The sequence below is a fragment of the Pseudarthrobacter polychromogenes genome (assembly GCF_014644495.1).
In the GTDB taxonomy this organism is placed as follows: domain Bacteria; phylum Actinomycetota; class Actinomycetes; order Actinomycetales; family Micrococcaceae; genus Arthrobacter; species Arthrobacter polychromogenes.
This window is the reverse complement of record NZ_BMKU01000012.1, coordinates 49,983-73,673: the sequence shown is the minus strand read 5'-3', so window position 1 is coordinate 73,673 and position 23,691 is coordinate 49,983. Positions and strand designations below refer to the sequence as shown.

The 23,691-nt window shown below is 67.8% G+C and carries 22 protein-coding genes; 9 read left to right on the top strand and 13 right to left on the bottom strand.

What is annotated here, in order from left to right; all coding sequences use genetic code 11:
* The first annotated feature begins 7 nt into the window (after window positions 1–7).
* The 5 genes from dxs to IEX43_RS16730 are packed head-to-tail and all read left to right on the top strand — an operon-like array spanning window position 8 to window position 5,170.
* Window positions 8–1,981: a 1-deoxy-D-xylulose-5-phosphate synthase gene (gene dxs, locus IEX43_RS16750; RefSeq protein ID WP_188812795.1), complete on the top strand. Its 1,974-nt coding sequence runs from the start codon at window positions 8–10 to the stop codon at window positions 1,979–1,981.
* Entirely contained in the window at window positions 1,978–2,595 is a 618-nt protein-coding gene (locus tag IEX43_RS16745; RefSeq protein WP_188812793.1) for a DUF402 domain-containing protein, read from the top strand. Before dxs ends, IEX43_RS16745 begins: the two co-directional genes overlap by 4 nt.
* Entirely contained in the window at window positions 2,592–3,152 is a 561-nt protein-coding gene (locus IEX43_RS16740; protein ID WP_188812791.1) for a hypothetical protein, read from the top strand. Before IEX43_RS16745 ends, IEX43_RS16740 begins: the two co-directional genes overlap by 4 nt.
* 7 nt (window positions 3,153–3,159) lie before the next feature.
* A complete protein-coding gene (locus tag IEX43_RS16735; protein ID WP_188812789.1) occupies window positions 3,160–4,137 on the top strand; it encodes an aldo/keto reductase in 978 nt (325 codons plus the stop codon).
* Window positions 4,138–4,144: 7 nt separating this feature from the next.
* A complete protein-coding gene (locus IEX43_RS16730; protein ID WP_188812787.1) occupies window positions 4,145–5,170 on the top strand; it encodes a nucleoside hydrolase in 1,026 nt (341 codons plus the stop codon).
* 21 nt (window positions 5,171–5,191) lie between these two features.
* Here IEX43_RS16730 and IEX43_RS16725 read toward each other — a convergent pair whose 3' ends face one another.
* Entirely contained in the window at window positions 5,192–6,616 is a 1,425-nt protein-coding gene (locus IEX43_RS16725) for a mycothione reductase (RefSeq protein WP_188812785.1), read from the bottom strand.
* 214 nt (window positions 6,617–6,830) lie between these two features.
* On the opposite strand from IEX43_RS16725, the gene IEX43_RS16720 reads away from it, so the two are divergent.
* From IEX43_RS16720 to IEX43_RS16710, 3 genes are read left to right on the top strand one after another with little or no spacing between them, the layout of a single operon-like run.
* Entirely contained in the window at window positions 6,831–7,646 is an 816-nt protein-coding gene (locus tag IEX43_RS16720) for an ECF transporter S component (protein ID WP_188812783.1), read from the top strand.
* 17 nt (window positions 7,647–7,663) lie between these two features.
* Window positions 7,664–8,407: an energy-coupling factor transporter transmembrane component T gene (locus IEX43_RS16715; RefSeq protein WP_188812782.1), complete on the top strand. Its 744-nt coding sequence runs from the start codon at window positions 7,664–7,666 to the stop codon at window positions 8,405–8,407.
* Between the two features lie 3 nt (window positions 8,408–8,410).
* Window positions 8,411–9,997: an ABC transporter ATP-binding protein gene (locus IEX43_RS16710; RefSeq protein ID WP_188812780.1), complete on the top strand. Its 1,587-nt coding sequence runs from the start codon at window positions 8,411–8,413 to the stop codon at window positions 9,995–9,997.
* Here IEX43_RS16710 and IEX43_RS16705 read toward each other — a convergent pair whose 3' ends face one another.
* The 9 genes from IEX43_RS16705 to IEX43_RS16665 form a co-directional block, all read right to left on the bottom strand.
* A complete protein-coding gene (locus IEX43_RS16705) occupies window positions 9,998–12,157 on the bottom strand; it encodes a 3-hydroxyacyl-CoA dehydrogenase NAD-binding domain-containing protein (RefSeq protein ID WP_188812778.1) in 2,160 nt (719 codons plus the stop codon).
* Window positions 12,154–13,440 carry a thiolase family protein gene (locus tag IEX43_RS16700; RefSeq protein WP_229666510.1) on the bottom strand — a complete coding sequence of 429 codons (1,287 nt, stop codon included), beginning with the start codon at window positions 13,438–13,440 and terminating at the stop codon, window positions 12,154–12,156. The genes IEX43_RS16705 and IEX43_RS16700 overlap by 4 nt, the downstream gene beginning before the upstream one ends.
* 276 nt (window positions 13,441–13,716) lie before the next feature.
* The gene (locus IEX43_RS16695; RefSeq protein WP_188812776.1) at window positions 13,717–15,051 is read right to left on the bottom strand and encodes an HRDC domain-containing protein; all 1,335 of its coding nucleotides are present in this window, start codon (window positions 15,049–15,051) and stop codon (window positions 13,717–13,719) included.
* 114 nt (window positions 15,052–15,165) lie between these two features.
* Window positions 15,166–15,816: a DUF3000 domain-containing protein gene (locus IEX43_RS16690; protein WP_188812774.1), complete on the bottom strand. Its 651-nt coding sequence runs from the start codon at window positions 15,814–15,816 to the stop codon at window positions 15,166–15,168.
* 75 nt (window positions 15,817–15,891) lie between these two features.
* On the bottom strand, window positions 15,892–16,977 hold the full coding sequence (locus tag IEX43_RS16685) for a threonine aldolase family protein (RefSeq protein WP_188812860.1): 1,086 nt from the start codon (window positions 16,975–16,977) through the stop codon (window positions 15,892–15,894).
* A gap of 30 nt (window positions 16,978–17,007) precedes the next feature.
* On the bottom strand, window positions 17,008–17,727 hold the full coding sequence (locus IEX43_RS16680; RefSeq protein ID WP_188812772.1) for an SDR family oxidoreductase: 720 nt from the start codon (window positions 17,725–17,727) through the stop codon (window positions 17,008–17,010).
* Window positions 17,724–19,091 (bottom strand): DUF6421 family protein, encoded by a 1,368-nt coding sequence (locus IEX43_RS16675; RefSeq protein ID WP_188812770.1) that lies wholly within the window; start codon window positions 19,089–19,091, stop codon window positions 17,724–17,726. The genes IEX43_RS16680 and IEX43_RS16675 overlap by 4 nt, the downstream gene beginning before the upstream one ends.
* Before the next feature lie 143 nt (window positions 19,092–19,234).
* On the bottom strand, window positions 19,235–19,744 hold the full coding sequence (gene msrB / locus IEX43_RS16670) for a peptide-methionine (R)-S-oxide reductase MsrB (protein ID WP_188812769.1): 510 nt from the start codon (window positions 19,742–19,744) through the stop codon (window positions 19,235–19,237).
* Between the two features lie 14 nt (window positions 19,745–19,758).
* The gene (locus IEX43_RS16665) at window positions 19,759–20,250 is read right to left on the bottom strand and encodes a hypothetical protein (RefSeq protein WP_188812767.1); all 492 of its coding nucleotides are present in this window, start codon (window positions 20,248–20,250) and stop codon (window positions 19,759–19,761) included.
* A gap of 125 nt (window positions 20,251–20,375) precedes the next feature.
* On the opposite strand from IEX43_RS16665, the gene IEX43_RS16660 reads away from it, so the two are divergent.
* The gene (locus IEX43_RS16660; protein ID WP_188812765.1) at window positions 20,376–21,650 is read left to right on the top strand and encodes an alpha/beta hydrolase family protein; all 1,275 of its coding nucleotides are present in this window, start codon (window positions 20,376–20,378) and stop codon (window positions 21,648–21,650) included.
* Between the two features lie 5 nt (window positions 21,651–21,655).
* Here the strand turns inward: IEX43_RS16660 and ybaK are convergent, their stop codons facing one another.
* The 3 genes from ybaK to IEX43_RS16645 are packed head-to-tail and all read right to left on the bottom strand — an operon-like array spanning window position 21,656 to window position 23,594.
* Window positions 21,656–22,153, bottom strand: coding sequence for a Cys-tRNA(Pro) deacylase (ybaK, locus tag IEX43_RS16655; RefSeq protein WP_188812764.1), 498 nt, complete (start codon window positions 22,151–22,153; stop codon window positions 21,656–21,658).
* Between the two features lie 20 nt (window positions 22,154–22,173).
* Complete coding sequence (locus IEX43_RS16650) at window positions 22,174–22,632, bottom strand: SufE family protein (protein ID WP_188812762.1); 459 nt, start codon at window positions 22,630–22,632, stop codon at window positions 22,174–22,176.
* Window positions 22,633–22,670: 38 nt separating this feature from the next.
* On the bottom strand, window positions 22,671–23,594 hold the full coding sequence (locus tag IEX43_RS16645; RefSeq protein ID WP_188812760.1) for a sulfurtransferase: 924 nt from the start codon (window positions 23,592–23,594) through the stop codon (window positions 22,671–22,673).
* Window positions 23,595–23,691: the final 97 nt, after the last annotated feature.

Sequence of the window (23,691 nt, the reverse complement as noted above, 5' to 3'; positions counted from 1 at the left end):
GGGGTCAGTGGGAATCTTGGAGACCATCCGGAATCCGCAGGACCTGAACGAGTTGTCCGAAGACCAGCTGAAGCAGCTGGCTTCGGAGGTCAGGGACTTCCTGATCACGAACGTCTCCCAGACGGGCGGGCACCTCGGACCAAACCTTGGCGTGGTGGAACTGACCCTTGCCGTGCACCGCATCTTCGACTCGCCCCGTGACAGCATCGTCTTCGACACCGGCCACCAGTCATACGTCCACAAGCTGCTGACCGGGCGCCAGGACTTCAGCACGCTGCGCCAGGAAGGCGGAATCTCCGGCTACCCCTCCCGGGCCGAATCCGAGCACGACATCGTCGAAAGCTCGCACGCCTCCTCGTCGCTGTCCTGGGCGGACGGTATCTCCCGCGCCCGCCAGCTCACCGGCGAAGGCGACCGGTATGTCGTGGCCGTGGTGGGCGACGGTGCGCTGACCGGCGGCATGGCCTGGGAAGCCATCAACAACATCGCCGCGGACAAGAAACGCCGAGTGGTGATAGTGGTCAATGACAACGGCAGGTCCTACGCCCCCACAGTGGGGGGCTTCGCGGACTACCTCGCGTCCCTGCGCCCCACGATTGACTCTTTCCGGACGGCACCGGCCTACGAAGTCGCGCTGGAGTGGTGGAAGAAGAAACTCCAAAACGGGGGACCGGCGGGCCAGTTCACCTACAAGAGCCTGCACGCCATGAAAAAGGGCATCAAGGACTGGTGGGCCCCGCAAGGCATGTTCGAGGACCTCGGCATGAAGTACATCGGCCCCGTGGACGGCCACAACCTCCAGGCCATGGAGCATGCCCTGTCCACGGCCAAGCACTACGGCGGGCCGGTCATTGTGCATGCGATGACCGAAAAAGGCCACGGCTACGCACCCGCCCGCGCCCACGAGGCGGACCAGTTCCATGCCGTCGGCATCATCGACCCCGAAACCGGCGAGCCCACAGGCGCCGCCGGCGCCCAGTCCTGGACCTCGGTCTTCGCCGACGAAATAGCGGCCATCGCGGATGAGCGGAAGGACGTCGTCGGCATCACCGGAGCCATGCTCATCCCCGTGGGCCTGCACAAATTCGCGGCCCGGCACCCTGACCGCGTGATCGACGTCGGAATTGCCGAACAGCACGCCCTCACCTCCGCCGCCGGCATGGCCTTCGGCGGCCTGCACCCGGTGGTTGCCGTCTACGCAACCTTCCTGAACCGGGCCTTCGACCAGCTCCTGATGGACGTAGCCCTGCATAAGGCCGGCGTCACCATCGTCCTGGACCGCGCAGGCGTCACCGGGCCCGACGGCGCCAGCCACCACGGCATGTGGGACATGTCCATGGTCCAGATCGTCCCCGGACTCCACCTGGCGGCACCCCGCGACGCCAGCAGGCTGCGCGAGGAACTCCGCGAAGCCGTTGCAATCGGCGACGCACCCACCGTGGTCCGCTTCTCAAAGGGATCCGTGGGGGCGGAAGTGGAAGCCCTTGAACGCCTCAGCGACGGCGTGGACGTGCTGGCCCGGCGGCCCAGCGGTTCCACAGAGAACGACGTCCTGATCGTCAGCGTGGGCGCCATGTCCGAACTGGCGCTGGACGTGTCCAACCGCCTCGGCGCGCAGGGCATCAGCACCACCGTGGTGGACCCGCGCTGGGTCCTGCCCGTCCCGCGTTCCATCATCGCGCTGGCATCGCACCACCGCCTGGTGATCTGCATCGAGGACGGTGTCCGCGCCGGCGGCGTCGGTTCGCGGATCCGCCAGGAAATGCGGGCGGCCGGCGTGGATACGGCCTTGAACGAGGTAGGCCTGCCGGTCGAATTCCTGGACCACGGCACCCGCGCCCAGATCCTGGACCGCGTCGGCCTGACCGCCCAGCAGATCACGCACGACGTCGTTGCGCAGGTCCTCGGCACAAAGGTCCCCTTTGCGCGTCCCCTGCCCGGCCAGCAGCACCCCACCACCGGCAGCCTTCCGATCCTGTGAGGGGAGAGGCTGAGCTGAAATACCCCGACGTCCTGGGGGAGCCCGCAGGGGAGAGCCACCCGGGAGCAACGCGGGTACCGGAGAACCTGCAGCCCGGCCAGCTGGTGGTGGCACGGAACCGTAAATGGAACGGCAAAGCTCACTGGGTGGTACCCGGGCGCTACCTCGGCGAGGACCGGCATGGCTGGTGGATTTTCCAGGGCACCAATGAGTTCTGTTCCCGCCCGGGCGCGGCGTTCTACACCAAATCGGACGCCGTGCTCCTGGTGCCGCGCGAAGGCGACTGGGTGGCCACTTTCTACGACGACGCCCATCCGGGCGGCATGCGGGTCTACATCGACCTTGCGGTGGCCCACGAGTGGAGCACCATCCGCCCCGCAGTCACCGAATTCCACGTCATCGACATGGACCTGGACATCGTCCACACGGCCGGTAGGGGCGTGTTCATCGACGATGAGGACGAATTCGCGGAACACCGCGTTGCCATGGATTACCCCGCAGTTCTGGTGGAATCCCTCCAGGCATCGGCGGACCAGCTTTACCAGGCCGTGAAGGCGCAGCACGCACCGTTCGACGGCACCGACGCCGAATGGTTTACCAAGGGACGGTCATGAGCGGAATTGTCAGGGTTTACAAGCGCGACGAAGAGGGCACCCTCCATTTCCGGGAGGCCTGGTACGACGAGGACTACGGTCAGTTCGTCATGAACTACGGCGCCGTGGGGCACCAGAGCAAAACCGAGGAAACGGACGTCGCCACACCCGAGGCGGCGGAGAGCCTCCTGGACGCCTTCGCAGCCCAGTGCGCCGAGGACGGCTACGCCGAAATTCCGGAGCAGGAACAGTCCTGGGTGGTGGCCCAGTTCGCGCTGAAGACCCGGGAAGGCACCGACAGGGACCGCTACCTGGAGGAAAAGGCCACCGACGCCCTCATCAGCCACCTGGCCTGGCGCGGGCTGGGGACGGTGGAACGCTCCGAATTCACGGACTACAAGCTCAACATCTTCTGCCTGTGCCCGGAGGTGAACAAGGCCGTCAATGCCGTCAAGGTCTGCATCCGCGGCGAGGACCTGGACTTCACCAAGCTGAGCATCGGTGCCGCCCCTTTCGCCGAGCCCACCAACTTCAAGCTCAAGCACTCCGCCAAGCCCGCTGCCGGCTTCAGCCTCTAGGAGCACAATGCCCACGTACCGCCGCCTCGGCAAGTCAGGCCTGACCGTGTCCACGGTCGGCCTGGGCTGCAACAATCTCGGCCGCGCCAATACCGCCACCGAATTCCAGGAGGCTACGGACGGCGTGGTGAACGCAGCGATCGACGCCGGGATCACCCTGTTCGACGTCGCCGACACGTACGGGCGGGAACCAGGGCTCAGCGAAATGATGCTCGGGAAGGCGCTCGGCACCAGGCGTGGGGACATCGTCCTGGCCACGAAGTTCGGCATGGACATGAAGGGTGCCAGCGGCCCGGACTTCGGTGCCCGCGGCTCACGCCGCTACATCCTCCAGGCCGTGGAGGCCTCGCTGCGGCGGCTGGGCACCGACTGGATCGACCTCTACCAGTTCCACACGCCGGACCCCTTGACCCCCATCGACGAGACCCTGTCCGCACTGGACACCCTCGTCAGCAGCGGCAAAGTCCGCTACATCGGGCACTCCAACCGTTCCGGCTGGCAGATCGCCCAGGCGGAGTACGTTGCGCGGGAACTGGGGTGCGCCCGCTTCATTTCCACGCAAAACCACTACAACCTCCTGGACCGGCGCGCCGAACTTGAGGTGACACCGGCAGCGGAGGAGTTCGGCCTGGGCGTCCTGCCCTACTTCCCGCTCGCCAACGGACTGCTGACCGGCAAGTACTCGCCAGGCCATGCCCCGGACGGATCGCGCCTCAGCCACACCCGCCAGCACCTGGTCCACGACGCCGACTGGGACCAACTGGGCAGGTTCAGCACTTTCGCGCGGGAACGTGGCCTGACCGAAATCCAGGTTGCGTTCTCCTGGCTGGCAGCCCAGCCCTCGGTTGGCAGCGTCATCGCAGGCGCCACCGGGCCGGAACAGGTCCGCCAGAACGCCGAATCAGCCGGCTGGGTGCCCGCGGAGAAAGACCTCGCGGAGCTGGACAGCATCTTCCCTGCCGCTCCCAGGGTTGCGCTGTTCTAGGACCGGGATGACCGCCTTCCTGCTGGACGTGGATACCGGCATCGACGATGCCCTGGCCCTGGCCTACCTTTCCGCCCTGCCCGATACGGAATTCGTTTCCGTCACCGCAACCCCTGGGAACGTGGATGCGGACCAGGTGGCGCGCAACACCCTGGCACTGCTCGAACTGTGCGGCAGGCCCGGAGTGGAAGTGGCCATCGGCGCACGCGAACCGCTGGCCATACCGCTGCTCACTACTCCCGAGACCCACGGACCCCAGGGAATTGGCTACGCGGTCCTGCCCCAGCCGGCTGGGGCTGTGTCGGAGCGGAACGCCGTCGACCTCTGGGTTGAACACGCCCGCAACCGGCCCGGGGAGCTTACCGCCCTCATCACTGCGCCGCTGACCAACTTTGCGTTGGCCCTGCGGCAGGAACCGGAACTTCCCGAACTGCTCGCCAAGGTGGTGATCATGGGCGGCAGCTTCTACCACCAGGGCAACACCACGCCCACTGCGGAGTGGAACACCCACGTTGACCCGCACGCCGCCAAGGAAGTGTACGCCGCTTTCCGGGGCCGGGCACCGGAAAAACTTCCCATTGTCTGCTCCCTGGACACCACCGAGCGGATGGAATTGCACCCCCACCATGTGCGCCGGCTGGCGGAAGCGGCCGGTGCCCGCATCCCGGAACTGGTGCTGCCCGAACAACCGGAGGGACTGCGCAGCACCTCCGACAACACCCTCATCCGGCACCTGTCCGACGCCCTGCGGTTCTACTTCGAGTTCCACCGGCACTACGACCAGGGATACCTAGCCCACGTCCACGACTTCTTCGCCGCTGGCGTGGCAGCGGGCACCCTGGAGTTTGAGGCCCGTCCAGCCACGGTGGACGTCGAGACCGGGTCGCCGCTCCTGGCGGGCACCACGGTGGCAGACTTCCGCGGACTCTGGGGCGCACCGCCGAACGCCCGCGTGGTCTCCGCCAACGATCCCGCAGCGGCCTTCACCGAGCTGGTCTCAGCTGTCGGCGGCCTTGCCGCCCGGCTCGCCTAAGGACCGCTTTCGACGGCGGAACTACAGCGGGGCGTCCTCCGGCAGGTCGACGTCCAGTGCCAGGAGGGCATTTTCCACCACCTCGGTCAGCGCCGGGTGGATCCAGTACGGGCCACGGGCCAGCTCATGGACGGGCACCGACCCGGCCATGGCCTGGACCAGGGGCTGGAGGAGGATGGACGCTTCATGGCCCAGGATGTGGGCGCCCAGCAGCCTGCCCGAGGAACGTTCGGCCACAAGCTTCACCACCCCTTCCCCGTCCTCCATGGCCCAGCCGTAGGCGGTGCTGCCGTAGTCCTGGACCGCCGTCACCACGTCGGTTCCCGCGGCTGCCTGTGAACGGGCCTCTGCTTCGGTGAGGCCAACCGATGCCACCTGCGGGTTGGAGAAGACTGCGGAGGGCACGGCGGTGTAGTCGATTCGGCGCAACCGGTCCGGGTTCTCCAGGTTGTGCGCCACCACGCGGGCTTCCCGGTTGGCCACGTGCTTGAGCTGGTACGGGTTGGCGACGTCGCCCAGGGCGTACACGCCGTCCAGGGGCGTGCCGCCTGAAAGGATCCGCAGGTTGGCATCGTGGGCGAGGGTGCCGTCGTCGTCCACGTCGAACCCGGCGGCCTCCACGCCTAGCCGGTCCGTGTTGGGAACCCTGCCGGTGGCCATGAGCACAACATCCGCAGCGACGCGCAGGGGCCGGCCGTCGGCATCGGCGAAGTTCACCACAACGGTGCCGTTGCCGTTGTCCTGGATGGACTGGAGCGAGAAGCCCAGTTCCAGCCTCCAGCGGCTTGCTGCCGCCGCGGCGAACCGCCTGGAGATTTCGGCGTCGTGGCCGCGCAACAGGCGGCTCGTCCTGTTGACCTGGGTCACGCTGGAACCGAATCCGTGGAATATCCCCGCGAACTCAGCAGCGATGTATCCGCCGCCAACCACCACAACCCTTTCCGGCAGCCCATCGATCCGCATCACGGTGTCCGAGGTGTGCACCTGCGGCAAGTCGATTCCCGGCACGTCGGGCAGGACGGCCCTGGACCCGGCGGCAACCACAACCTGCTCAGCAGTGATCTCCACACCGGATGCGGTCCGCAGCGCCCGCGGGCCGGTGAAGTGCGCATGGTCCTGATAGAGGTCAACATGGTCCAGCTCCGTTGCCCGGTAGTCCCGCCCGGCCGAGGAGATGGAATCGATCCGGCCAAAAATCCGGTCCCGGATGTCGTTCCAGTGCACTTTGTCCAGGCTGAGGTCCACCCCGAGCCGGGCTGCCTCCTGGTGTGCCGCGGCCAGGCCGGCCGGATACACAAACATCTTGGTGGGAATGCACCCCACGTTAAGGCAGGTGCCGCCGAACACGCCGCCGTCGATGAGGGCCACCCGCTTGTTGTCCCAGTGCGGCGTGATCAGCGAGTTGCCGGAGCCGGATCCGATGATGGCAAGGTCATAGTGGGGCATGGCAGGTCTTTCCACGGGCAACGGCAGGCGGATTTTGCCTGTCCGGGCAGTCTAGGGCAGTCCGGGACCGGATGCCCCGGCAGCGGTGCGCCGCCAGTAGAATAATCGCGGACGGAACAGGCGCAGCAGCCTGCCGCCAGCTGCCGAGGTGACATACGCAGCGTTCCACCGGCCCGTACTCCCGGGCCCTCCCCGCGCACCCTGAAGGAACTCCATGTCGCCCTCCCTGACGCTGCCCGCCCCGGCACCGGCCGCCGCCCGAAAACGCCGCCTGCTGGAAATCCTCGGCGCAGCGGCCATCGCCGCCACCTACGTCTACCTTGTGCTCAACCAGCCGGCCGATATCACCGGCGGGCCCGGCAGCGCATCCGCCCTGATTGCCCTCTCCGGCTTCCTGGTGGGCGCCATCCTGCTGATCGTGGCCGTCCTCCCGACGTTGCCGGCCTCCACCGTGGTGCTGATCCCCGTGGCACTGGTGCTGAACATCGTCCTCGGTCAGTTCGTGGGCAGCACCCTGGTCCCGTTCTACCTCGACGCGATCGGCACGGTCCTGATCGCGGTACTGGCAGGACCGGCCGCAGGTGCCGCAACCGGAGCGCTCAGCAGCATCGTCTGGTCCTTCTTCAACCCCACGGTGCTGCCGTTCGCAGCCGGCGCCGCACTGATCGGCTGCCTGGCGGGACTCGCCGCGCGCCACGGAATGTTCCGCCGCTTATACCTCGCCCCCGTTGCCGGTTTCGTCACCGGGATCATCGGCGGCGTGGTGTCCGCGCCGGTGGCGGCCTTCGTCTTCGGCGGCACGTCCGGCGTGGCCACCGGGGCCATCGTCAGCGCCTTCCGGTCCATGGGGGACACCCTGCTGGCCGCCATCACCAAGCAGGCGCTCATCTCCGATCCCATGGACAAGGCGATCGTCTTCACCGTGGTGGCCGTCCTGGCCTACGCGCTTCCCCGCCGCACGCGCCTGCAGTTCCCGTTTGTCCGCCGGCACCGCGTGCTGGCTGGCACGTCGCCCGAACAGGGCTCCTGACCGCCACCGCCACGCCCATGCGCCTCCACCCGCTGACCTCCCTGGCCGCCGCCTGCAGCACGGCAGTGATCACGACGGCGGCAGCCAGCCTGCCGCTGTCCCTCGCCGTCATGGGCGCGGCCGTGGTCCTCTCGGCCCGGGGCGGCACGGCTCGGAGGCTGCTGCCCGCGGCAGCGGCAGTGCTGCTCCCACTGGGCTTGTCGTTGCTGGTCATGCACGGGCTGTTTTTCCCCGAGGGGCGGACAGTCCTGGCCCAGTGGGGAGTAGCCCGCGTTACCGCGGAGGGGCTTGCCTTCGCCCTGGAGCGGGCAGCGCAGCTGGGGGCGGTGGTCCTTGCGCTCCTGGTGTTCTCCTTCAGCGTCAGCGTGCCGGACCTGGTGGCGGTGCTGCCCTCCCGCGGTGTCCACGGACGGTTCGCGTTCGTACTGGCCTCCACCCTGACCCTGCTGCCGGCCATCACTTCCCGCGTGGAACGGATCCGGCAGGCGCAGGAATCCCGTGGACTGGTGGTCCGCCGCGGAGTGCTGCACCGCGCGGCCGCGTTCCGGCTCCAGGCGGTGCCGCTGGTCCTTTCCCTGATCGAGGACGCCGGCACCCGGACGGCGGCCCTCGAAGCGCGGGGCTTCAGCAATCCCGGGCCCCGGACCAGCTACCGGGACGTTCCGGATCCGCGGGGCCAGCGCGTGCTCCGGGCCGCCCTGCTGGCGGCCGCCGCGGCCGCTGTCGCGGCGCGGCTGTTGCTGACGCAGGCAGGAAGCTGAGCCATGTCCGCCGCGCACCACTCAACAGAAACCAAGCCGATACTCTCAGCCCGCATCCGGAGCTTCACGTACCACGGGGAAGGCCTCCCCGTCCTGGAGGGGATTGATCTCGACCTTGCTCCGGGAACGTTGACTGCCGTCCTCGGAGCCTCAGGAAGCGGCAAGTCCACCCTGGGCCGGCTGCTCTCCGGATGGCTTCCGCCGGGAACCGGCGGCACCCTCCGCGGCTTCCTCGAACTCGCGGGCTCGCGCCTGGAGTTTGGCGGCAGCGGGGACCCGCGGATCAACCCCGCGGAATGGGGCCGCCACGTGGGCTTCGTTCCCCAGGACCCCGCCGCCGTCCTCTCCACGGTGCGGGGAACTGTGGCGGAAGAACTGGCGTTCGGGCTGGAAAACGCGGCCCTGGGGCGGCAGGCCATGAAAACCGCGGTGGAGCACACTGCGGGCGTCCTCGGGCTCACGGAGCTCCTGGAACAGAACCCGGGCTCGCTTTCCGGCGGCCAGCTGCGCCGCCTCGCCATCGGCTGCGCCATCATTGCGGGGCCTCAGGTGCTGATCATGGACGAGCCCTTCGCATCGCTGGACAGTGCCGGAACTGCCGGACTGGCACGCCTGCTGCAGGACCTTGTGAAGCTCGGAACCGCCGTCGTAGTGCTCAGCCAGGTGGTCGATGCGCCCCTCCTGGACGCCGGAACCTGGCTTGTCCTGGACAACGGTAAAGTCACGGGGAGCGGCCCCCCGGCCGGGCTGCAGGCCGGAGCCGGTCTGCTGCCGCCCGGAATCCGGGCCGCCGGCGGCGCGCCTGCACCAGCCAGGGACCATACCGGGGCGGTGCACGCGGACACACTGCTGCCGCGCGGCGGGGCCGGTGTTCCTGCGCTGGAACTCCGTGGGGTCTGCTTCGGCTACGGCGGTGGGGGCAGGGCAGCAGGAGGCAGAACAACGCGGCGCCGGGCCCGGGGCGGGAGCCCGGCAGGCGACGCCTCCGCGCAGGTGCTCAAGGACATCAACCTGAGCATCAAGCCCGGGGAGGTCGTGGCAGTGACCGGTCCCAACGGGGCAGGAAAATCAACGCTGCTGCGCCATTTCAACGGACTCCTGCGGCCCACCGCCGGCGACGTCCTGGTCCACGGCAGGGACATTGCGGGGGAACCGCCAGGCGAGGCGGCACGCTCCGTGGGCCTGCTGTTCCAGCAGCCCCGGGACGAGCTGTTCGAGCGGACCGCCCTCCGCGAAGTGTGCTTCGGCCTGGACCGCCTGTTCCACCCCGGCGAGGCCGCCGGCCGTGCCCTGGACGCGCTGTCCGCCGTCGGCCTTTCAGGTGCAGCCGACGCGCACCCAGCCGAACTTCCCGCATCCGGCCAGCGCCTCCTCGCCCTGGCGGCGGTCCTTGCCCGCAAACCGTCAGTCCTGGCCCTGGACGAACCCACCGTGGCGCTGGACGGCGGCGGCCTCGCCCTGCTGGACGCTGCGGTGCGTTCCGCGGCAGGGGAGGGCGCCGCCGTCGTGCTGGTCACGCATGACCTTGACTACGCCAGGGCAGCGGCGCACCGCGTGGTGATGCTCGACGGCGGCCGGCTGGACGGCTGATCAGGCCGGGCGCGATGCCACTCCCGGCGGCAGGAAACGCTGTCCGTTGACGCGCTCGGAGGCACCCACCCTGTCGAGGTAGGGCGTGATGCCGCCCAGGAACATGGGCCAGCCCGCGCCCAGGATCATGCAGAGGTCGATGTCCTCGGGAGCGGCAACCACGCCCTCGGCGAGCATAAGGCCGATTTCCTCCGCCAGGGCATCCTGCGTGCGCCGCAGCACCTGCTCCGCCGTTGAGGGGGAGGTGCCGAAGGACATCAGCGCCAGCGTGGACTCCGGGATTTCCTGTGAACCGTCCGGTCCGGCCGCCCACAGGCTCTTCACGCCGTTGTCGATGAGCTTCTGCAGGTTGGCAGACACCGTGAAGCGTTCGCCGAAGGCCGCGTGCAGCGACTCCTGGACGTGCTGGGCAACGGGGAGCCCCACCATGGCGCCGAGGGTGAAAGGCGTCATGGGCAGGCCCATGGGCCGCAGGGCGTTGTCCGCCACCTCAGCGGGGGTGCCCTCGTCAAAGGCTGCCGTCACCTCTCCCATCAGCCGGAGCAGGATGCGGTTGACCACGAACGCGGCGGCGTCCTTGACCAGCACAGCCGTCTTCTTCAATCCCTTGGCCAGCTCGAAGGCGGTAGCGAGCACGGCGTCGTCGGTCCTGGGGGCACGGACGATTTCCAGCAGCGGCATCACGGCCACCGGGTTGAAGAAGTGGAAACCCACCACGCGCCCGGGGTGCTGCAGGTCCTCCGCCATGGCAGTGACGGACAGTGAAGAGGTGTTCGTGGCCAGGATGCAGTCCGGTGTGACGACTGCCTCGAGTTCCGCAAAGACCTGCTTCTTGACGTTCAGCTCTTCGAAGACGGCTTCGATCACAAAATCGGCGTCGGCGAAAACGTCCTTGGACACAGACCCCGTCACCAGGGCCTTGGTCCGGTTGGCGGCGTCCTGGCTGATGCGCTTCTTGCCCAGCAGCTTGTCCACCTCGGCATGGACATAGCCCACGCCCTTGTCCACCCGGGCCTGGTCGATGTCCGTCATCACCACGGGGACCTTGAGCTGGCGGGCAAAGAGGAGCGCCAGCTGGCTGGCCATCAGCCCGGCCCCAACAACGCCCACCTTCGTGACAGGACGGGCGAGCTTGCGGTCCGGGGCTCCGGCGGGGCGCTTGGACCGCTTCTGGACGAGGTCCAGGAACGCGTAGACGGTGGCTCGGAACTCGTCGGTCTGCATGAGGTCGGCCAGGGTTTCGCATTCCAGGGCAGCGGATTCCGCCTGGGTCATGGTGCGGTTTGCCTCGAGGATGTCCAGGACCTTCCCCGGTGCCGGCGCCGCATTGGACGTCTTCGCTTCCACGATGGCCCGGCCGGCCTTGACGGCAGCATCCCACCGTGCAGCGGTTGCGGCGTCGGCGGGATCGACGGCGTTGGCCCGTTCCGGAACCACGTCGCCGGAGATGACGCCGGCCGCCCACTCAAGGGACTGCTCCAGGAAATCTGCTGGCTCGAACAGGGCGTCCGCGATGCCGAGGCCGAACGCCTGGGCCCCGGTCAGGGTCCGGTTGTTGCTGAGCGGGTTTTCAATCATTACCTTCACGGCGTTTTCCGGGCCGATGAGGCGCGGCAGGATATACACGCCGCCCCAACCCGGGACCAGGCCCAGGACGGCCTCGGGCAGCGCAAGTGCGCCCGCGCCGGTGGAGACCGTGCGGTACGTGGACTGCAGGGCAATCTCCAGCCCTCCGCCCAGTGCCGCGCCGTTGATGAAGGCGAAGCTTGGGACGCCCAGGCCGGCCAGCGTGCTGTACACGTCGTGGCCCAGCTGCGCCATCCACAGCCCGTGCTCGCGCTTATCCAGGTTCTTGACGGCGGAAAGGTCGGCGCCCGCCACCAGGTAGTAGGGCTTGCCGGTTACTCCGACGCCGATGATCTCACCCCGGTCAGCGCGTTCCCGCAGGCCCTCCAGGACCTTGCCGAGCTCCACCAGCGTGTTGGGCCCCAGGGTGGTGGGCTTGGAATGGTCCAGGCCGTTGTCGAGGGTGATCAGCGCGAACGTGCCCGGGCTTGGCTTCCCGGCCGGTGCAGGCAGTTCGATGTCCTGGACGTAGGAATGCGTCACTGTTTCGTGGGGGAACAGGTCGGCAAGTCGGGTGAAATCTTCGGCGCTCATGCGGCTCCTTCGGAAACGGTGTGGGTGGCGGAGTTTGTCGGCCGGGCTCCGCTGTAGTCTGTGTATTCCGAGTGACGCGGGTTTTCCCAGACCACCGTGGCGCCCATGCCAAGGCCAACACACATGGTGGTGATGCCGTACCGGACGGAAGGGTCCTCCTCGAACTGCCGGGCCAGCTGGGTCATCAGCCGCACGCCGGAGGAGGCCAGCGGGTGGCCCACCGCGATGGCGCCACCGTAGCGGTTGACCCGGGGGTCGTCGTCGGCAATGCCAAAGTGCTCCAGGAAGCTCAGTACCTGGACGGCGAAGGCTTCGTTGATCTCAAAGAGGCCGATGTCCCCGATGGCCAGCCCCGCGTTCTTCAGGGCCTTCTCGGTGGCCGGCACCGGGCCGATGCCCATGACTTCCGGTTCAACACCCGCGTAGGCGTAGCTGACCAGACGCATCCTGACCGGCAGTCCAAGCTCCGCTGCGGCGTGGGAGGATGCCAGGACGGCGGCGGTTGCGCCGTCGTTCAGGCCCGCGGCGTTGCCCGCAGTGACGCGCCCGTGCGCCCGGAACGGAGTGCGGAGGCCGGCGAGGTCAGCCAGGGTGGTCCCGGGCCGCGGCGGCTCGTCCACGGTGTGCAGCGTCCAGCCCTGGCCGGGCTTCATGGCTGCCACCGGCACGAGGTCCGGCTGGATGCGGCCGCTGCGGCGGGCGGCCTCATATTTGTCCTGGGAGGCTACGGCGTATGCGTCCGTGCGGTCCTTGGTGATGGACGGGAAGCGGTCGTGCAGGTTCTCTGCGGTGTTCCCCATGTTGAGGGCGGCGGGGTCCACCAGCCGTTCGGACATGAAGCGCGGATTCGGATCGGCGCCTGAACCCATGGGGTGGTTCCCCATATGCTCGACGCCCCCTGCCACCGCCACGTCATAGGCTCCGAAACTGATTCCGCCGGCCACAGCCGTCACCGCAGTCATGGCCCCTGCGCACATCCGGTCTATAGCGAAGCCGGGGACCGTCCTGGGCAGGCCGGCCAGCAGGGCGGCGGTCCGGCCCAGGGTAAGGCCCTGGTCTCCGGTCTGGGTGGTGGCGGCGATGGCCACCTCATCAATACGTTCCGGCGGCAGCGAGGGGTTGCGGCGCAGCAGTTCGCGGATGCATTTCACCATCAGGTCATCAGCCCGGGTGCCCGCGTAGATGCCCTTTTCCCCGGCCCTGCCGAACGGTGTGCGGAGGCCGTCCACAAAGACGACGTCCCGGACAGTGCGCATGGATGCGCCGCTTTCCTGGTGGCTCACGTATAACTCCTCATCGAGACGTAGGCGCCGGTTGCATGCCGGGATGCGGCAGCCAGCCTGGCGGCAATACCTTCGATGTTACTCGTGAGTAACTTAGCCCGCAAGGCCCGCAGTTTGAAGGGACGCTCTCTCACCTAATGCGATATTTTGGCCAGCGCTCTCTCACTCTCTTCAGGAAAAGTGAGCGAGCGTCACTAATAATCACGCATCAAGTGAGAGAGCGTTGGGGTTTGACCGGCATTGAGTGAGAGAGCGTTTGGGGAGTTGTTGGCTGGGCTACTGGCCGGCCGGGGCTGCGTCCGCTTTGGGTTCCTTGGCGGGCAGCGGCTGGGGGTGCAGGAACGCGTCGGAGATGAGGGGGGCGGCCAGTTCCACCTGCCAGTCCCGTGCCCCCAGTGCGCGCAGTTCCGCGGCAATCGCATCCTCGCTGACATCCGCCGGTGGCCGCCAGGCCACCCGCCGCAGGTAGTCGGGGGTCAGCAGGTTCTCCAGTGGCAGGTTCAACTCCTCGGCCCGTGCCTGCAGCAGTGGCCGGGCGGTGGACAGCCGGGCAGCCGCTGCCGGATCGCGGTCGGCCCACACGCGCGGCGGGGGTGGTGCGTTGGTGGGCAGGTGCAGCGGCGGGAGCTCATTCAGGTCCCGGGCTGCCGCGATGCACCGCAGCCAGCGGGGAGCCTCCCGCTGGGCAGCCCGGCCGTGGAAGCCTTTGGTCCCCAGCAGCTGCGGCACCGTGGACGGCATCGCCTTGGCTGCTGCCACCAGGGCAGAGTCCGGGATCAGCCTGCCGGGTGCAACATCCCGCTTTTGCGCCAGGGAGTCCCGCTCCAGCCACAGTTCCCGCACGGCAGCAAGCTGCCGGCGGTCCCGGATCTGGTGGAGGCCTGAGGTTTTCCGCCACGGGTCGACGCGGGCGGGCGCCAGTCCCGCGGCCAGGATCGCCGCGAACTCCTGCTCGGCGTACTCCAGCTTGCCGTCGGCCTCCAGGAGTTCGATCAGCTCCTCCCGCAGTTCCGTCAGGACCTCAACATCCAGGGCGGCGTACCGCAGCCAGGGTTCGGGCAGGGGACGGGTGGACCAGTCGGCAGCGGAATGCTCCTTGGCGAGCCCGAAGCCCAGAAGTTGTTCGATGACTGCGGCGAGTCCCACACGGGGGAGCCCGGCGAGCCGCGCCGCGAGTTCGGTATCAAAGAGCTTGTCCGGCCACATGCCAAGTTCGGAGAGGCAGGGCAGGTCCTGGCTGGCAGCGTGCAGGATCCACTCGACGCCGCGCAGGGCGTCGTTGATGATGTCCAGGTTCCCGAAGGGTTCAGGATCGATCAGCCAGGTCCCGGCGCCTTCACGCCGGATCTGGACAAGGAAAGCCCGCTGCCCGTACCGGAAGCCGGAAGCCCGCTCAGCGTCAACCCCCGCGGGCCCCGTTCCTGCCGCTATGGCCGCAGCGCAGCGCTCCAGGCCGGACTGCGTTTCGATGACCAGGGGAACGCCGTCCCGGGGTGCCGCAAGTTCGACGATTTCGGGGACGGGGCTGTCAAAGCCTTCCACCGTGATGTGGGGTGCGGTATCAGCAGCCGGGACGCCGGCCGTGGTGTTATCCGGAATGTTTGGGGTCATGATGCCTTCAGTTTACCGGCCGGCCGGTCCGCGCCTGCGTGCGTGCCATCGTGCGGGCCTGCACAGTGCCACCTTCCGTCCCGGGCGCGATGTGTGCGCCACCGGCCAGGGTCCTCAGTTCCGCCGCCGGTGCGTCAGCGGCGTGACGCCGTCGGGCAGTGGCGGGAGGCCGGCGAACGTGCAGACCATGTCCGACCACGCCTCGAGGTGGGCCCTGACATCGGATGTGGCAGGGGTCCAGGAGGCACGGAGTTCAATATCGATGGATCCAGGACGCTCCGAGAGGGTGCCGAAGCTTTCGGAGAGGACGCGCGTGGCCGTACCGCCCGCTGCCCGGTACGGCGCCTTGTGGTTTTCCAGTGCCTCCACGAGCCAGGTCCAGGCGACTGTTCCGAGCATCTCATCGTTGCCCATCTCGGGCTCCAGTTCCGCGCGGATATAGGTGACGATGCGGAACTCCCCGCCCCAGACCTCCGATCCGTCCGGGTCATGCAGGAGGATGAAGCGGCCGGTTGCCAGTTCCGTGCCGCCGTCGTCTTCCGTTCCCGACGCGGCAGCCAGTGCCATGGCAGCCGGGCCGTGGAGCGGCGTTCCCGGTGTGCCGGCGCCGGGAGCGTAAACCTCGGCACCGAGGGCCACGGCAAAGGGCGCCAGGCGGGCAGGCGCCGGAATCTCCGCCAGGCGGAGCTCCCGGCGGCACTGGGCTTTCCTGAGGGTTCCCAAGGCGTGGAGAAACTCCGGGGGAACCTGGTCAAGTGCGTTCACCTTCGCAGGTTACGCAACTGTGCCGGGACGGGCTGGTAGGCTCGCCGCCGCCCCTTGCCCCGGCTGCCGGAAGCGTTAGCCCGCACGCTGCCTGAGCTCCCGGCGGATGGCGTCAGCAAAGGAATCCACGTCCTCCTCGGTGGTGTCAAAGGAACACATCCAGCGGACTTCCCTGGCAGCTTCATTCCAGTCGTAGAAGCGGAAGGACGTGCGCAGCCTGTCAGCCACGCCTTCGGGGAGGATGGCGAACACACCGTTGGACTCGGTCTTCTGGGTGGGATGGACGCCGTCGATGGTGTCGACGGCGGCGCGGAGCCGGGCGGCCATGGCGTTGGCGTGGGCGGCGGAGCGCAGCCACAGGTCGCCCTCCAGGAGCGCGATGAACTGCGCGGACATGAAGCGCATCTTGGATGCCAGCTGCATGTTCATCTTGCGCAGGTACACCAGCCCGTGCGCGGCTTCCGGGTTCAGCGCCACCACCACTTCACCGAAGAGCAGGCCGTTCTTGGTTCCGCCGAAGGACAGGATGTCCACGCCGGCATCGCGGGTGAAGGCACGCAGCGGAACCTGGAGGTGGGCTGCGGCGTTGGCCAGCCTGGCACCATCCATGTGGAGCTTCATGCCCCTGGCGTGGACGTGGTCGGCGATGGCGCGGACTTCCTCCGGCGTGTAGCAGGTGCCAAGTTCCGTGGTCTGGGTGATGGAGACGGCGAGCGGCTGGGCACGGTGTTCGTCGCCCCAGCCCCAGGCCTCCCGGTCAATGAGTTCGGGCGTGAGCTTGCCGTCGGGCGTCGGAACGTGCAGCAGCTTGATGCCGCCGACGCGCTCGGGGGCACCGTTTTCGTCCATGTTGATGTGGGCAGTGGAGGCACAAACCACAGCACCCCAGCGGGGGAGCAGCGACTGCAGCGAAAGGACGTTCGCGCCGGTGCCGTTGAAGACCGGAAAGCACTCAATCCCGGGCCCGAAATGCTCCTCCATCAGTTCCTGCAGCCTGGCTGTGTAGTCGTCCTCGCCGTAGGAGACCTGGTGGCCGTCGTTCGCGGCAGCCAGTGCCGCGAGGACTTCCGGGTGCACCCCGGAATAGTTGTCCGAGGCGAAGCCCCGCACGTTCGGATCGTGGAGGCGGATCCCGGCGGCGGTTTCAGCAGTTGTTGTCATGGGTTTGCTCACGCTTTCAGTCTAGGTAGGTCAGGGCGCCAGCAGCATCCGGCTGCCGTTCAGTTCAGCGGCAGGGACGTGGAAGAGGCCGACGACGGCGCGCGCCAGGTCCCGGACGTCCGTCGCCCCCGGGAATGAACGCTCCGGGTGGCTGCGCCGCAGCCCATCATCCACCAGGGACTTGACCACCAGGACGACGGCGGCTGCCTTGCCGCCGTCGACTCTGCCGGAGTCCCGGCGGAAACCGTCCGCCACGGCCATGGTCCATGCCTCGGCGGCGGCCTTCGCTGCGGCATAGCTGGCCGCCGCCGCCGAGGGCTTGGCGACGGCGGTGGAGGACACCATGGCCAGGCGGCCGTCCGGGGAGGCGGCGACGTCGTCGTAAAAGACGCGCGAGACGTTGCGGAGCGTTGTGATGGCTCCCCGCTCAAGGAAGTCCCAGTCCTCGTCCGTCTGGTCCGTGATGCCGCGCGCGCCCCGCCAGCCGCCCACCAGGTGGATCACGGCATCCATCGGCCCGGCAGCAGCGGAGACCTCGGCCCGCAGCTGCTGCACCTCCTCCATCCGTGCGAGGTCGCACACGAAGGGGGCAACGCCGTCGCCCGCCTGTTCCGCCGCCGCACTGATCCTGGCCTGGTCAGACCCTACGGTGAAGACGCGGTGGCCCGCTTCCCGGAGGGCGCGGGCCACCGCGATGCCGGACACTCCGCTGCCGCCGGTGACCAGCACGTTCAGCCTCCGTTGTGTCACAGGGCAGTGGCTCCGGTGATGCCCGCCGTGGACTCAATGACAGGGCGCATCTTCTTCTCCAGCGCTTCGTAGAACATGGACAGCGGGAATTCGTCGTCGAGCACCTGGTCGGTGAGTCCGCGGGGCGGACCGGCCAGCGGCAGGGCCTCCGGGCCCTTCGCCCAGACGGAGGCCGGGTGGGGCGTGACGGTCGCGGAAATCAGCTGGTACGCGGCCAGCCAGTGGGCAGTCTTGGGCCGGTCGATGGAGCGCCAGTACAGCTCGTCGATGCCCGCGCCGAGGGCGATGACGGCGTTGGCCACTTCGTCCCAGTCGATGGTGAGCCTGGTGTCCGTCCAGTGCAGGACCCGCTGCTGGTGCAGCCAGGCGAACAGGAGCTGGCCGCCCAGGCCATCGTAGTTCCGGACCCGGCTGCCGGTGATGGCAAACCGGAAGATGCGGTCAAAGATGATGGCGTACTGCACCAGTTTGGCGTGGCGCCGGGCCTCGGGATCGGCGTCCTCGTCTTGTTCTATCCGTACGGATTCGCGGAACGCCGTCAGGTCGCAGCGCAGTTCTTCGAGCGAGTACAGGAAGAAGGGCATCCGCTGCTTGATCATGAACGGATCGAACGGCAGGTCCCCACGCATGTGCGTCCGGTCGTGGATCAGGTCCCACATGACAAACGTGGCCTCGGTCAGGTCCTGGTCGGCGAGCATCTCCGCTGCGCCTTCGGGCAGTTCAAGGCAGGTGGTCTCGGCTGCGGCTTTGAGCACGCGGCGGAACCTGGCCGCTTCCCGGTCCGCGAAGATGGCCCCCCAGGTGAAGGTGGGAGTCTTGCTGACCGCAACGGTCTCCGGGAACAGCACGGCGGAATTGGTGTCATAGCCGGCGGTGAAGTCCACGAAGCGGATGGGAACGAACAGCTTGTTCGAGTAGTCTCCCGCCTCGAGGCCGGCAATGAACTCCGGCCAGATCACCTCGACCAGGACTGCCTCCACCATGCGGCTGCTGCTGCCGTTCTGCGTGTACATGGGGAAGACGACCAGGTGCTGGAGGCCGTTCCGGCGCTGCTCCTGCGGCTGGAAGGCGAGGAGGGAGGACAGGAAGTCTGGAGTGGCAAACCCGGTGCCGGCCCAGCTTGAAAAATCCGCGCACACAGCGTCCAGGTAGGCGGCGTCGTGCGGGAAGGCGGGGGCCAGGGCGCGGACGGCGCTGACGATGTCCTCCACCCGGGAAGCGGCCTCGGAGTGGTGGGCGGCGTCCGGGATGGAGCCGTCCTGGACCTGGAGGGCCTGCAGGGCAGTGGCGGCGGCCTTGAGCCGCTTCCAGTCCTGGTTCTCTGCGGAAATCCCGGTGACGGCGGTGGTCAGGGTTTCGGTCATCGTCGGCTGCCTTTCTGGTTGCTTGCTACTAATGCCGAGCGTAGCAAGCAACCAGCAGGGCTAATGCGGAAAGGGCTTTAGCCTAAGAAAGCGTTGGGCTCAGGTGCCCAATCTGCCACGGGAGGAGGCCCGCAGCTGGGGGATCAGTGCTCGGGCTCCGTTGCGCTGACCTGCGTATCCTCCTGCGGGACCAGCCGGATGGAGATGGAGTTGATGCAGTAACGCTGGTCCGTAGGGGTTCCGAAACCCTCGCCTTCGAACACATGGCCCAAATGGGAGTCACACGATGCACAGCGGACCTCCACCCGCTCCATCCCCATGGTGCGGTCGTGGATGTAGCGGACGTTCCCCTCAGCAAGCGGGGCCCAGAAGGACGGCCAGCCGCAGTGGGAATCGAACTTTTCCTTGCTGGTGAAAAGCTCTGTCCCGCACGCGCGGCACTGGTAGACGCCGGCTGTGTGGGTGTCCCAGTATTCACCGGTGTACGGACGCTCGGTCCCCGCCTGGCGGAGCACATGGTATTCCTCCGGCGTGAGTTCCTCACGCCATTGGGCATCGGTCTTCTCAACGCCCTTGCCGCCCACGGCGGATGTTGCTCCCGGAGCTGTGTCTGGGGCCTTGTGTCCGAAGATGCTGTTTCCGAAGATGCTCATAGCCTTGTCAACGCTCACGAGTCACCAATAAATCCCGAGCCCGCGTACAGATGAAGCACGGGAAGACCCAGCTGGTCCTGTGCCTTATTGGCCCAGTCCGTGTGGAACGTGTCCGCCACGGCATGCGGCCGGGTAATCACCACTGCCTGCGCAGCGCCGGTCTCCCGTACTTTGGCGACCAGTCCACTGACGGCCCCGCCGTCCACGACTTCCCCCGTGACGCCTGAGCCCAGTCCTTCCAGGGCCGCCAGGGACACGGACAGGGTCTCCGCCGCCTGGGCTCGTTCCTGGGAGGGATCCGGCGCGTGGGAGGTCAGCTCCCGGAAGGCCTTGGCGATGTCCAGCAGCGAAAGGTTTTCGAGGAAGTCCACCAGCAGGTGCCGCTCGGTGTTTGCCGGCACCAGGACAACCAGGCGGGTATCCGCGCCGGCCACGAGGCGTTCGATGTTCAGGCGGTCGTCCGCCCCCAGGGGTTCTTCGGTCAGGATGACGATGGGTTCACTCATGGCCCTAGCCTAGTCCTGCAGCGCTGCCCTGCGCAGGGGCAGCCGCGCCCGTCTGTTGGCGCCAACAGGCGATGGCCGCACGCGGCGGAATGCGGGCATCGGTCCCGGGCCGGTAAGAATAGTTCATGGCATCTTTCCAGCGAACCCGCCCCGCCCCCGTCCAGAGCAGCCCCGATTCCGGGGGGATGTCCCTGCAGACCAAATGGGCAATCGGCGGAGCGATCGGTGGGGGCGGCCTGGCAGGACTCCTGGCCACAGGGTCATCGGCGCTCGCCGTGTACTTCGCGCGGCGGGTCATCACACCGGCACGGCAGCGGGCAGCAGACCAGGAAATGCTCGCGCTCATCAGGGACGGCCAGCGGCAGCAGGCGATCTTCGCCGCCACGGACGACACCACGGTGGACGGTGTCTACGGGTTCTTCTTCGACGGCGGCAAAGGGCACGCGCGGATTGGCCGCATCGTCTCCTATTCGCCCGCCGAGCGGACCGTCCTGCGGGACGTTGAAGCGGTGTACGCCGGGGACCTCTCCACGGCCCGCCGCGGCTGGTGGAGCGGGGCTGTCCATCCGGACCCCGCCGCCGTCGGACTTCCGTATGAGGAGGTAATGATCGACGTCGACCGGGGGCAGGCCCCGGCATGGCTTGTCCGCGCCGGCGGTACGGCCCGGACCTGGGCGGTCATGGTGCACGGACGCGGAGCCACACGCCAGGAGGCGCTGCGCGCCGTAGGCCCCGCTTTGGAGCTGGGGCTGACCAGCCTCCTGGTGTCCTACCGCAACGACGGCCTTGCCCCCTCCGCGGACGACGGCCGGTACGGCCTGGGTTCCACGGAATGGCGCGACGTCGAGGCGGCGATCGAGTACGCGCTGGCCAACGGTGCAGAAGAAATAGTGCTGTTCGGGTGGTCGATGGGCGGCGCCATCTGCCTGCAGGCGGCCGACCTGTCCCGCTGCCGGCACCTGATCCGGGCGATGGTGCTCGATGCGCCCGTCACTGACTGGGTGAATGTCCTGGCCCATCATGCACAGCTGAACAGGATTCCCTCCCTGGTGGGCCGGTATGGCCAGCTCATGCTGGGCCATCCCCTGGGGAGGCGACTCACGGGATTGTCCGCCCCGGTTGACCTCAAGGCGATGGACTGGGTGTCGCGTGCAGTGGAACTCCGCACGCCTACGCTGGTGCTGCACAGCGTCGACGACGAATACGTGCCGTACGGGCCCTCGGCCCTGCTCGCCGAGCGAAACCCGGAGATGGTGACCTTCGAGCCCTTCCGCCAGGCACGGCACACCAAGGAATGGAATGTCGATCCGGAGCGGTGGGAAAGCCTGGTGAAGGCGTGGCTGCGGCAGCAGCTGGCACCCAGGCTGAATCCGGGCGCCCTGGCCCCGGTCAGTCCCTGAGCCGGTCAGCCGGCTGGCGAGCCGATCGGTGCCGTCACTGCCTGGGTGAGGCGGACCAGGTCAGCCGGTGCCAGTTCTATGTCCAGGCCACGCTTTCCGCCGGAGACCAGCAGGGTCTCCAGGGCCAGGGCACTTGAGTCCAGGACGGTGGGGGAGGGCTGCCGCTGGCCGAGCGGGGAGATGCCTCCCAGCACGTAGCCGGTGCGACGCTGGGCTGCCGCCGGATCTGCCATTGCCGCTTTCTTGGCCCCGAGCGCGGTGGCCAGCGCCTTCAGGTCCAAGGTTCCGCTGACGGGGACGATACCCACGGCCAGCCGGCCCTCCACCTCTACCATCAGGGTCTTGAAAACCCTTGAGGGATCAATGCCGAGAGCCTCGGCAGCCTCCGCCCCATAGCTGGCTGCTGAGGGATCGTGCGTGTAGGGGTGCAGCACGAAGGGAACCCCGGCCGCGGTCAGTGCCGCCGTTGCCGGGGTTCCCTGTGATGCGTTCCTGCGGGCCATGATGCTGGTCCGGGCTGCGGCTAGGAGCGCACGCCGGACGCGGCAGCGACCTTGCGCTTGATCCTTCCCAGCATGGCGGTCATGCCGCGCATGCGGAGCGGCGTGATGGCACGGGTGAGTCCGAGAAGTTCCGGCATGTCGTCCGGGACCGAGAGGATCTCTTCCGCGGACAACCCGTCCAGCCCCTCGTGCAGCACGCCGGCAAACCCCCGGGTTGTGGGGGCCTCTGCCGGAGCCTTGAAGAACAACCGCACGGTACCGGCCGGACCGCCGTCCTTTTCCGTCTCAATGGTAAGGAAGAGCGGCGACTGGCACTCCACCACCTGCTCCAGCAGCTCTGGGTGGTCCTTGAGCCGGTCCGGAAGTTCCGGCAGGCCCTCGGAGAATTCCAGCAGCAGCTGCAGCCGTTCGGGTTCGGACATGGCCTGGAAATCGTCCACGATGGCCGCCAGGGCGGAAGGCAGGGCTTGAGTAGTCATCGGTTCAAGTCTACGCAATTGTTGCGGTACGGGCCGCGTCAGGAGCCTACTGCAACAGGAACAGAACCGCGTTCCGCACCCTTGGCGATCGGCACCCGCACGGCGTTGCCCCACTCGGTCCATGAACCGTCGTAGTTGCGGACGGAATCGAAGCCCAGGAGGTACTTGAGGGCGAACCAGGTGTGGCTGGAACGCTCGCCGATGCGGCAGTACGCCACAACGTCGTCGCCTTCGGCCAGCCCTGCTTCGTCGAGGTAGAGGGCCTCAAGTTCCGCACGGCTGCGGTAGGTGCCGTCGTCTGCGGCGGCGCGTGCCCAGGGGATTGAAGCGGCGGTGGGAATGTGGCCGCCGCGGAGGGCGCCCTCCTCCGGGTAGGCCGGCATGTGCGTGCGCTGGCCCGTGTATTCCTCGGGGGAGCGGACGTCGATGAGCGGCTTGCCCAGGTGGGCAAGGACGTCTTCCTTGAAGGCACGGATGGGGGCGTCGTTGCGCTCGACGACGGGGTAGTCGCCCCTGGCCGGGGCCGGCTTCTCCCTGGTGAGTTCCCGCCCTTCGGCAATCCACTTGTCCCGGCCGCCGTCCAGCAGGCGCACGTCCTGGTGGCCGAAAAGCTCGAAAACCCAGAGGGCGTAGGCAGCCCACCAGTTGGACTTGTCCCCGTAGATGACCACGGTGCTGTCACGGGAGATGCCCTTCGACGCCGCCAGCTCGGCGAACGCGGCGCCGTCCACGTAGTCGCGGGTGACGTCGTCGTTCAGGTCCGTGTGCCAGTCGATCTTCACGGCGCCGCGGATGTGTCCGGTTTCGTAGAGCAGCACGTCCTCATCAGATTCGACCACCACCAGCTCACCGTTGGCGACGGCGCCGCTTTCGATAGCAGCAGCAAGCCACCCTGTGGAGACCAGCCGCTCCGGGTGTGCGTAAGCTGCGAACTTCTCGTTCTGTTCAACGGGGTAGGGCATGATCTTGGCCTTTCATTGAGGACACGGAGAGCCTGCTGGACCTGGCGGCGCCGGCATGGGGACCTGCTTCCACACTAGCCAGCACCCCGGCCCGTGT

Excerpts from the sequence above, each read along its gene's own strand:
- IEX43_RS16740 (WP_188812791.1), top strand. The coding sequence starts at position 2,592 with ATGAGCGGAATTGTCAGGGTTTACAAGCGCGACGAAGAGGGCACCCTC.
- IEX43_RS16735 (WP_188812789.1), top strand. The coding sequence starts at position 3,160 with ATGCCCACGTACCGCCGCCTCGGCAAGTCAGGCCTGACCGTGTCCACG.
- IEX43_RS16730 (WP_188812787.1), top strand. The coding sequence starts at position 4,145 with ATGACCGCCTTCCTGCTGGACGTGGATACCGGCATCGACGATGCCCTG.
- IEX43_RS16725 (WP_188812785.1), bottom strand. The coding sequence starts at position 6,616 with ATGCCCCACTATGACCTTGCCATCATCGGATCCGGCTCCGGCAACTCG.
- IEX43_RS16720 (WP_188812783.1), top strand. The coding sequence starts at position 6,831 with ATGTCGCCCTCCCTGACGCTGCCCGCCCCGGCACCGGCCGCCGCCCGA.
- IEX43_RS16715 (WP_188812782.1), top strand. The coding sequence starts at position 7,664 with ATGCGCCTCCACCCGCTGACCTCCCTGGCCGCCGCCTGCAGCACGGCA.
- IEX43_RS16710 (WP_188812780.1), top strand. The coding sequence starts at position 8,411 with ATGTCCGCCGCGCACCACTCAACAGAAACCAAGCCGATACTCTCAGCC.
- IEX43_RS16705 (WP_188812778.1), bottom strand. The coding sequence starts at position 12,157 with ATGAGCGCCGAAGATTTCACCCGACTTGCCGACCTGTTCCCCCACGAA.
- IEX43_RS16695 (WP_188812776.1), bottom strand. The coding sequence starts at position 15,051 with ATGACCCCAAACATTCCGGATAACACCACGGCCGGCGTCCCGGCTGCT.
- IEX43_RS16685 (WP_188812860.1), bottom strand. The coding sequence starts at position 16,977 with ATGACAACAACTGCTGAAACCGCCGCCGGGATCCGCCTCCACGATCCG.
- IEX43_RS16675 (WP_188812770.1), bottom strand. The coding sequence starts at position 19,091 with ATGACCGAAACCCTGACCACCGCCGTCACCGGGATTTCCGCAGAGAAC.
- msrB (WP_188812769.1), bottom strand. The coding sequence starts at position 19,744 with ATGAGCATCTTCGGAAACAGCATCTTCGGACACAAGGCCCCAGACACA.
- IEX43_RS16665 (WP_188812767.1), bottom strand. The coding sequence starts at position 20,250 with ATGAGTGAACCCATCGTCATCCTGACCGAAGAACCCCTGGGGGCGGAC.
- IEX43_RS16660 (WP_188812765.1), top strand. The coding sequence starts at position 20,376 with ATGGCATCTTTCCAGCGAACCCGCCCCGCCCCCGTCCAGAGCAGCCCC.
- ybaK (WP_188812764.1), bottom strand. The coding sequence starts at position 22,153 with ATGGCCCGCAGGAACGCATCACAGGGAACCCCGGCAACGGCGGCACTG.
- IEX43_RS16650 (WP_188812762.1), bottom strand. The coding sequence starts at position 22,632 with ATGACTACTCAAGCCCTGCCTTCCGCCCTGGCGGCCATCGTGGACGAT.
- IEX43_RS16645 (WP_188812760.1), bottom strand. The coding sequence starts at position 23,594 with ATGCCCTACCCCGTTGAACAGAACGAGAAGTTCGCAGCTTACGCACAC.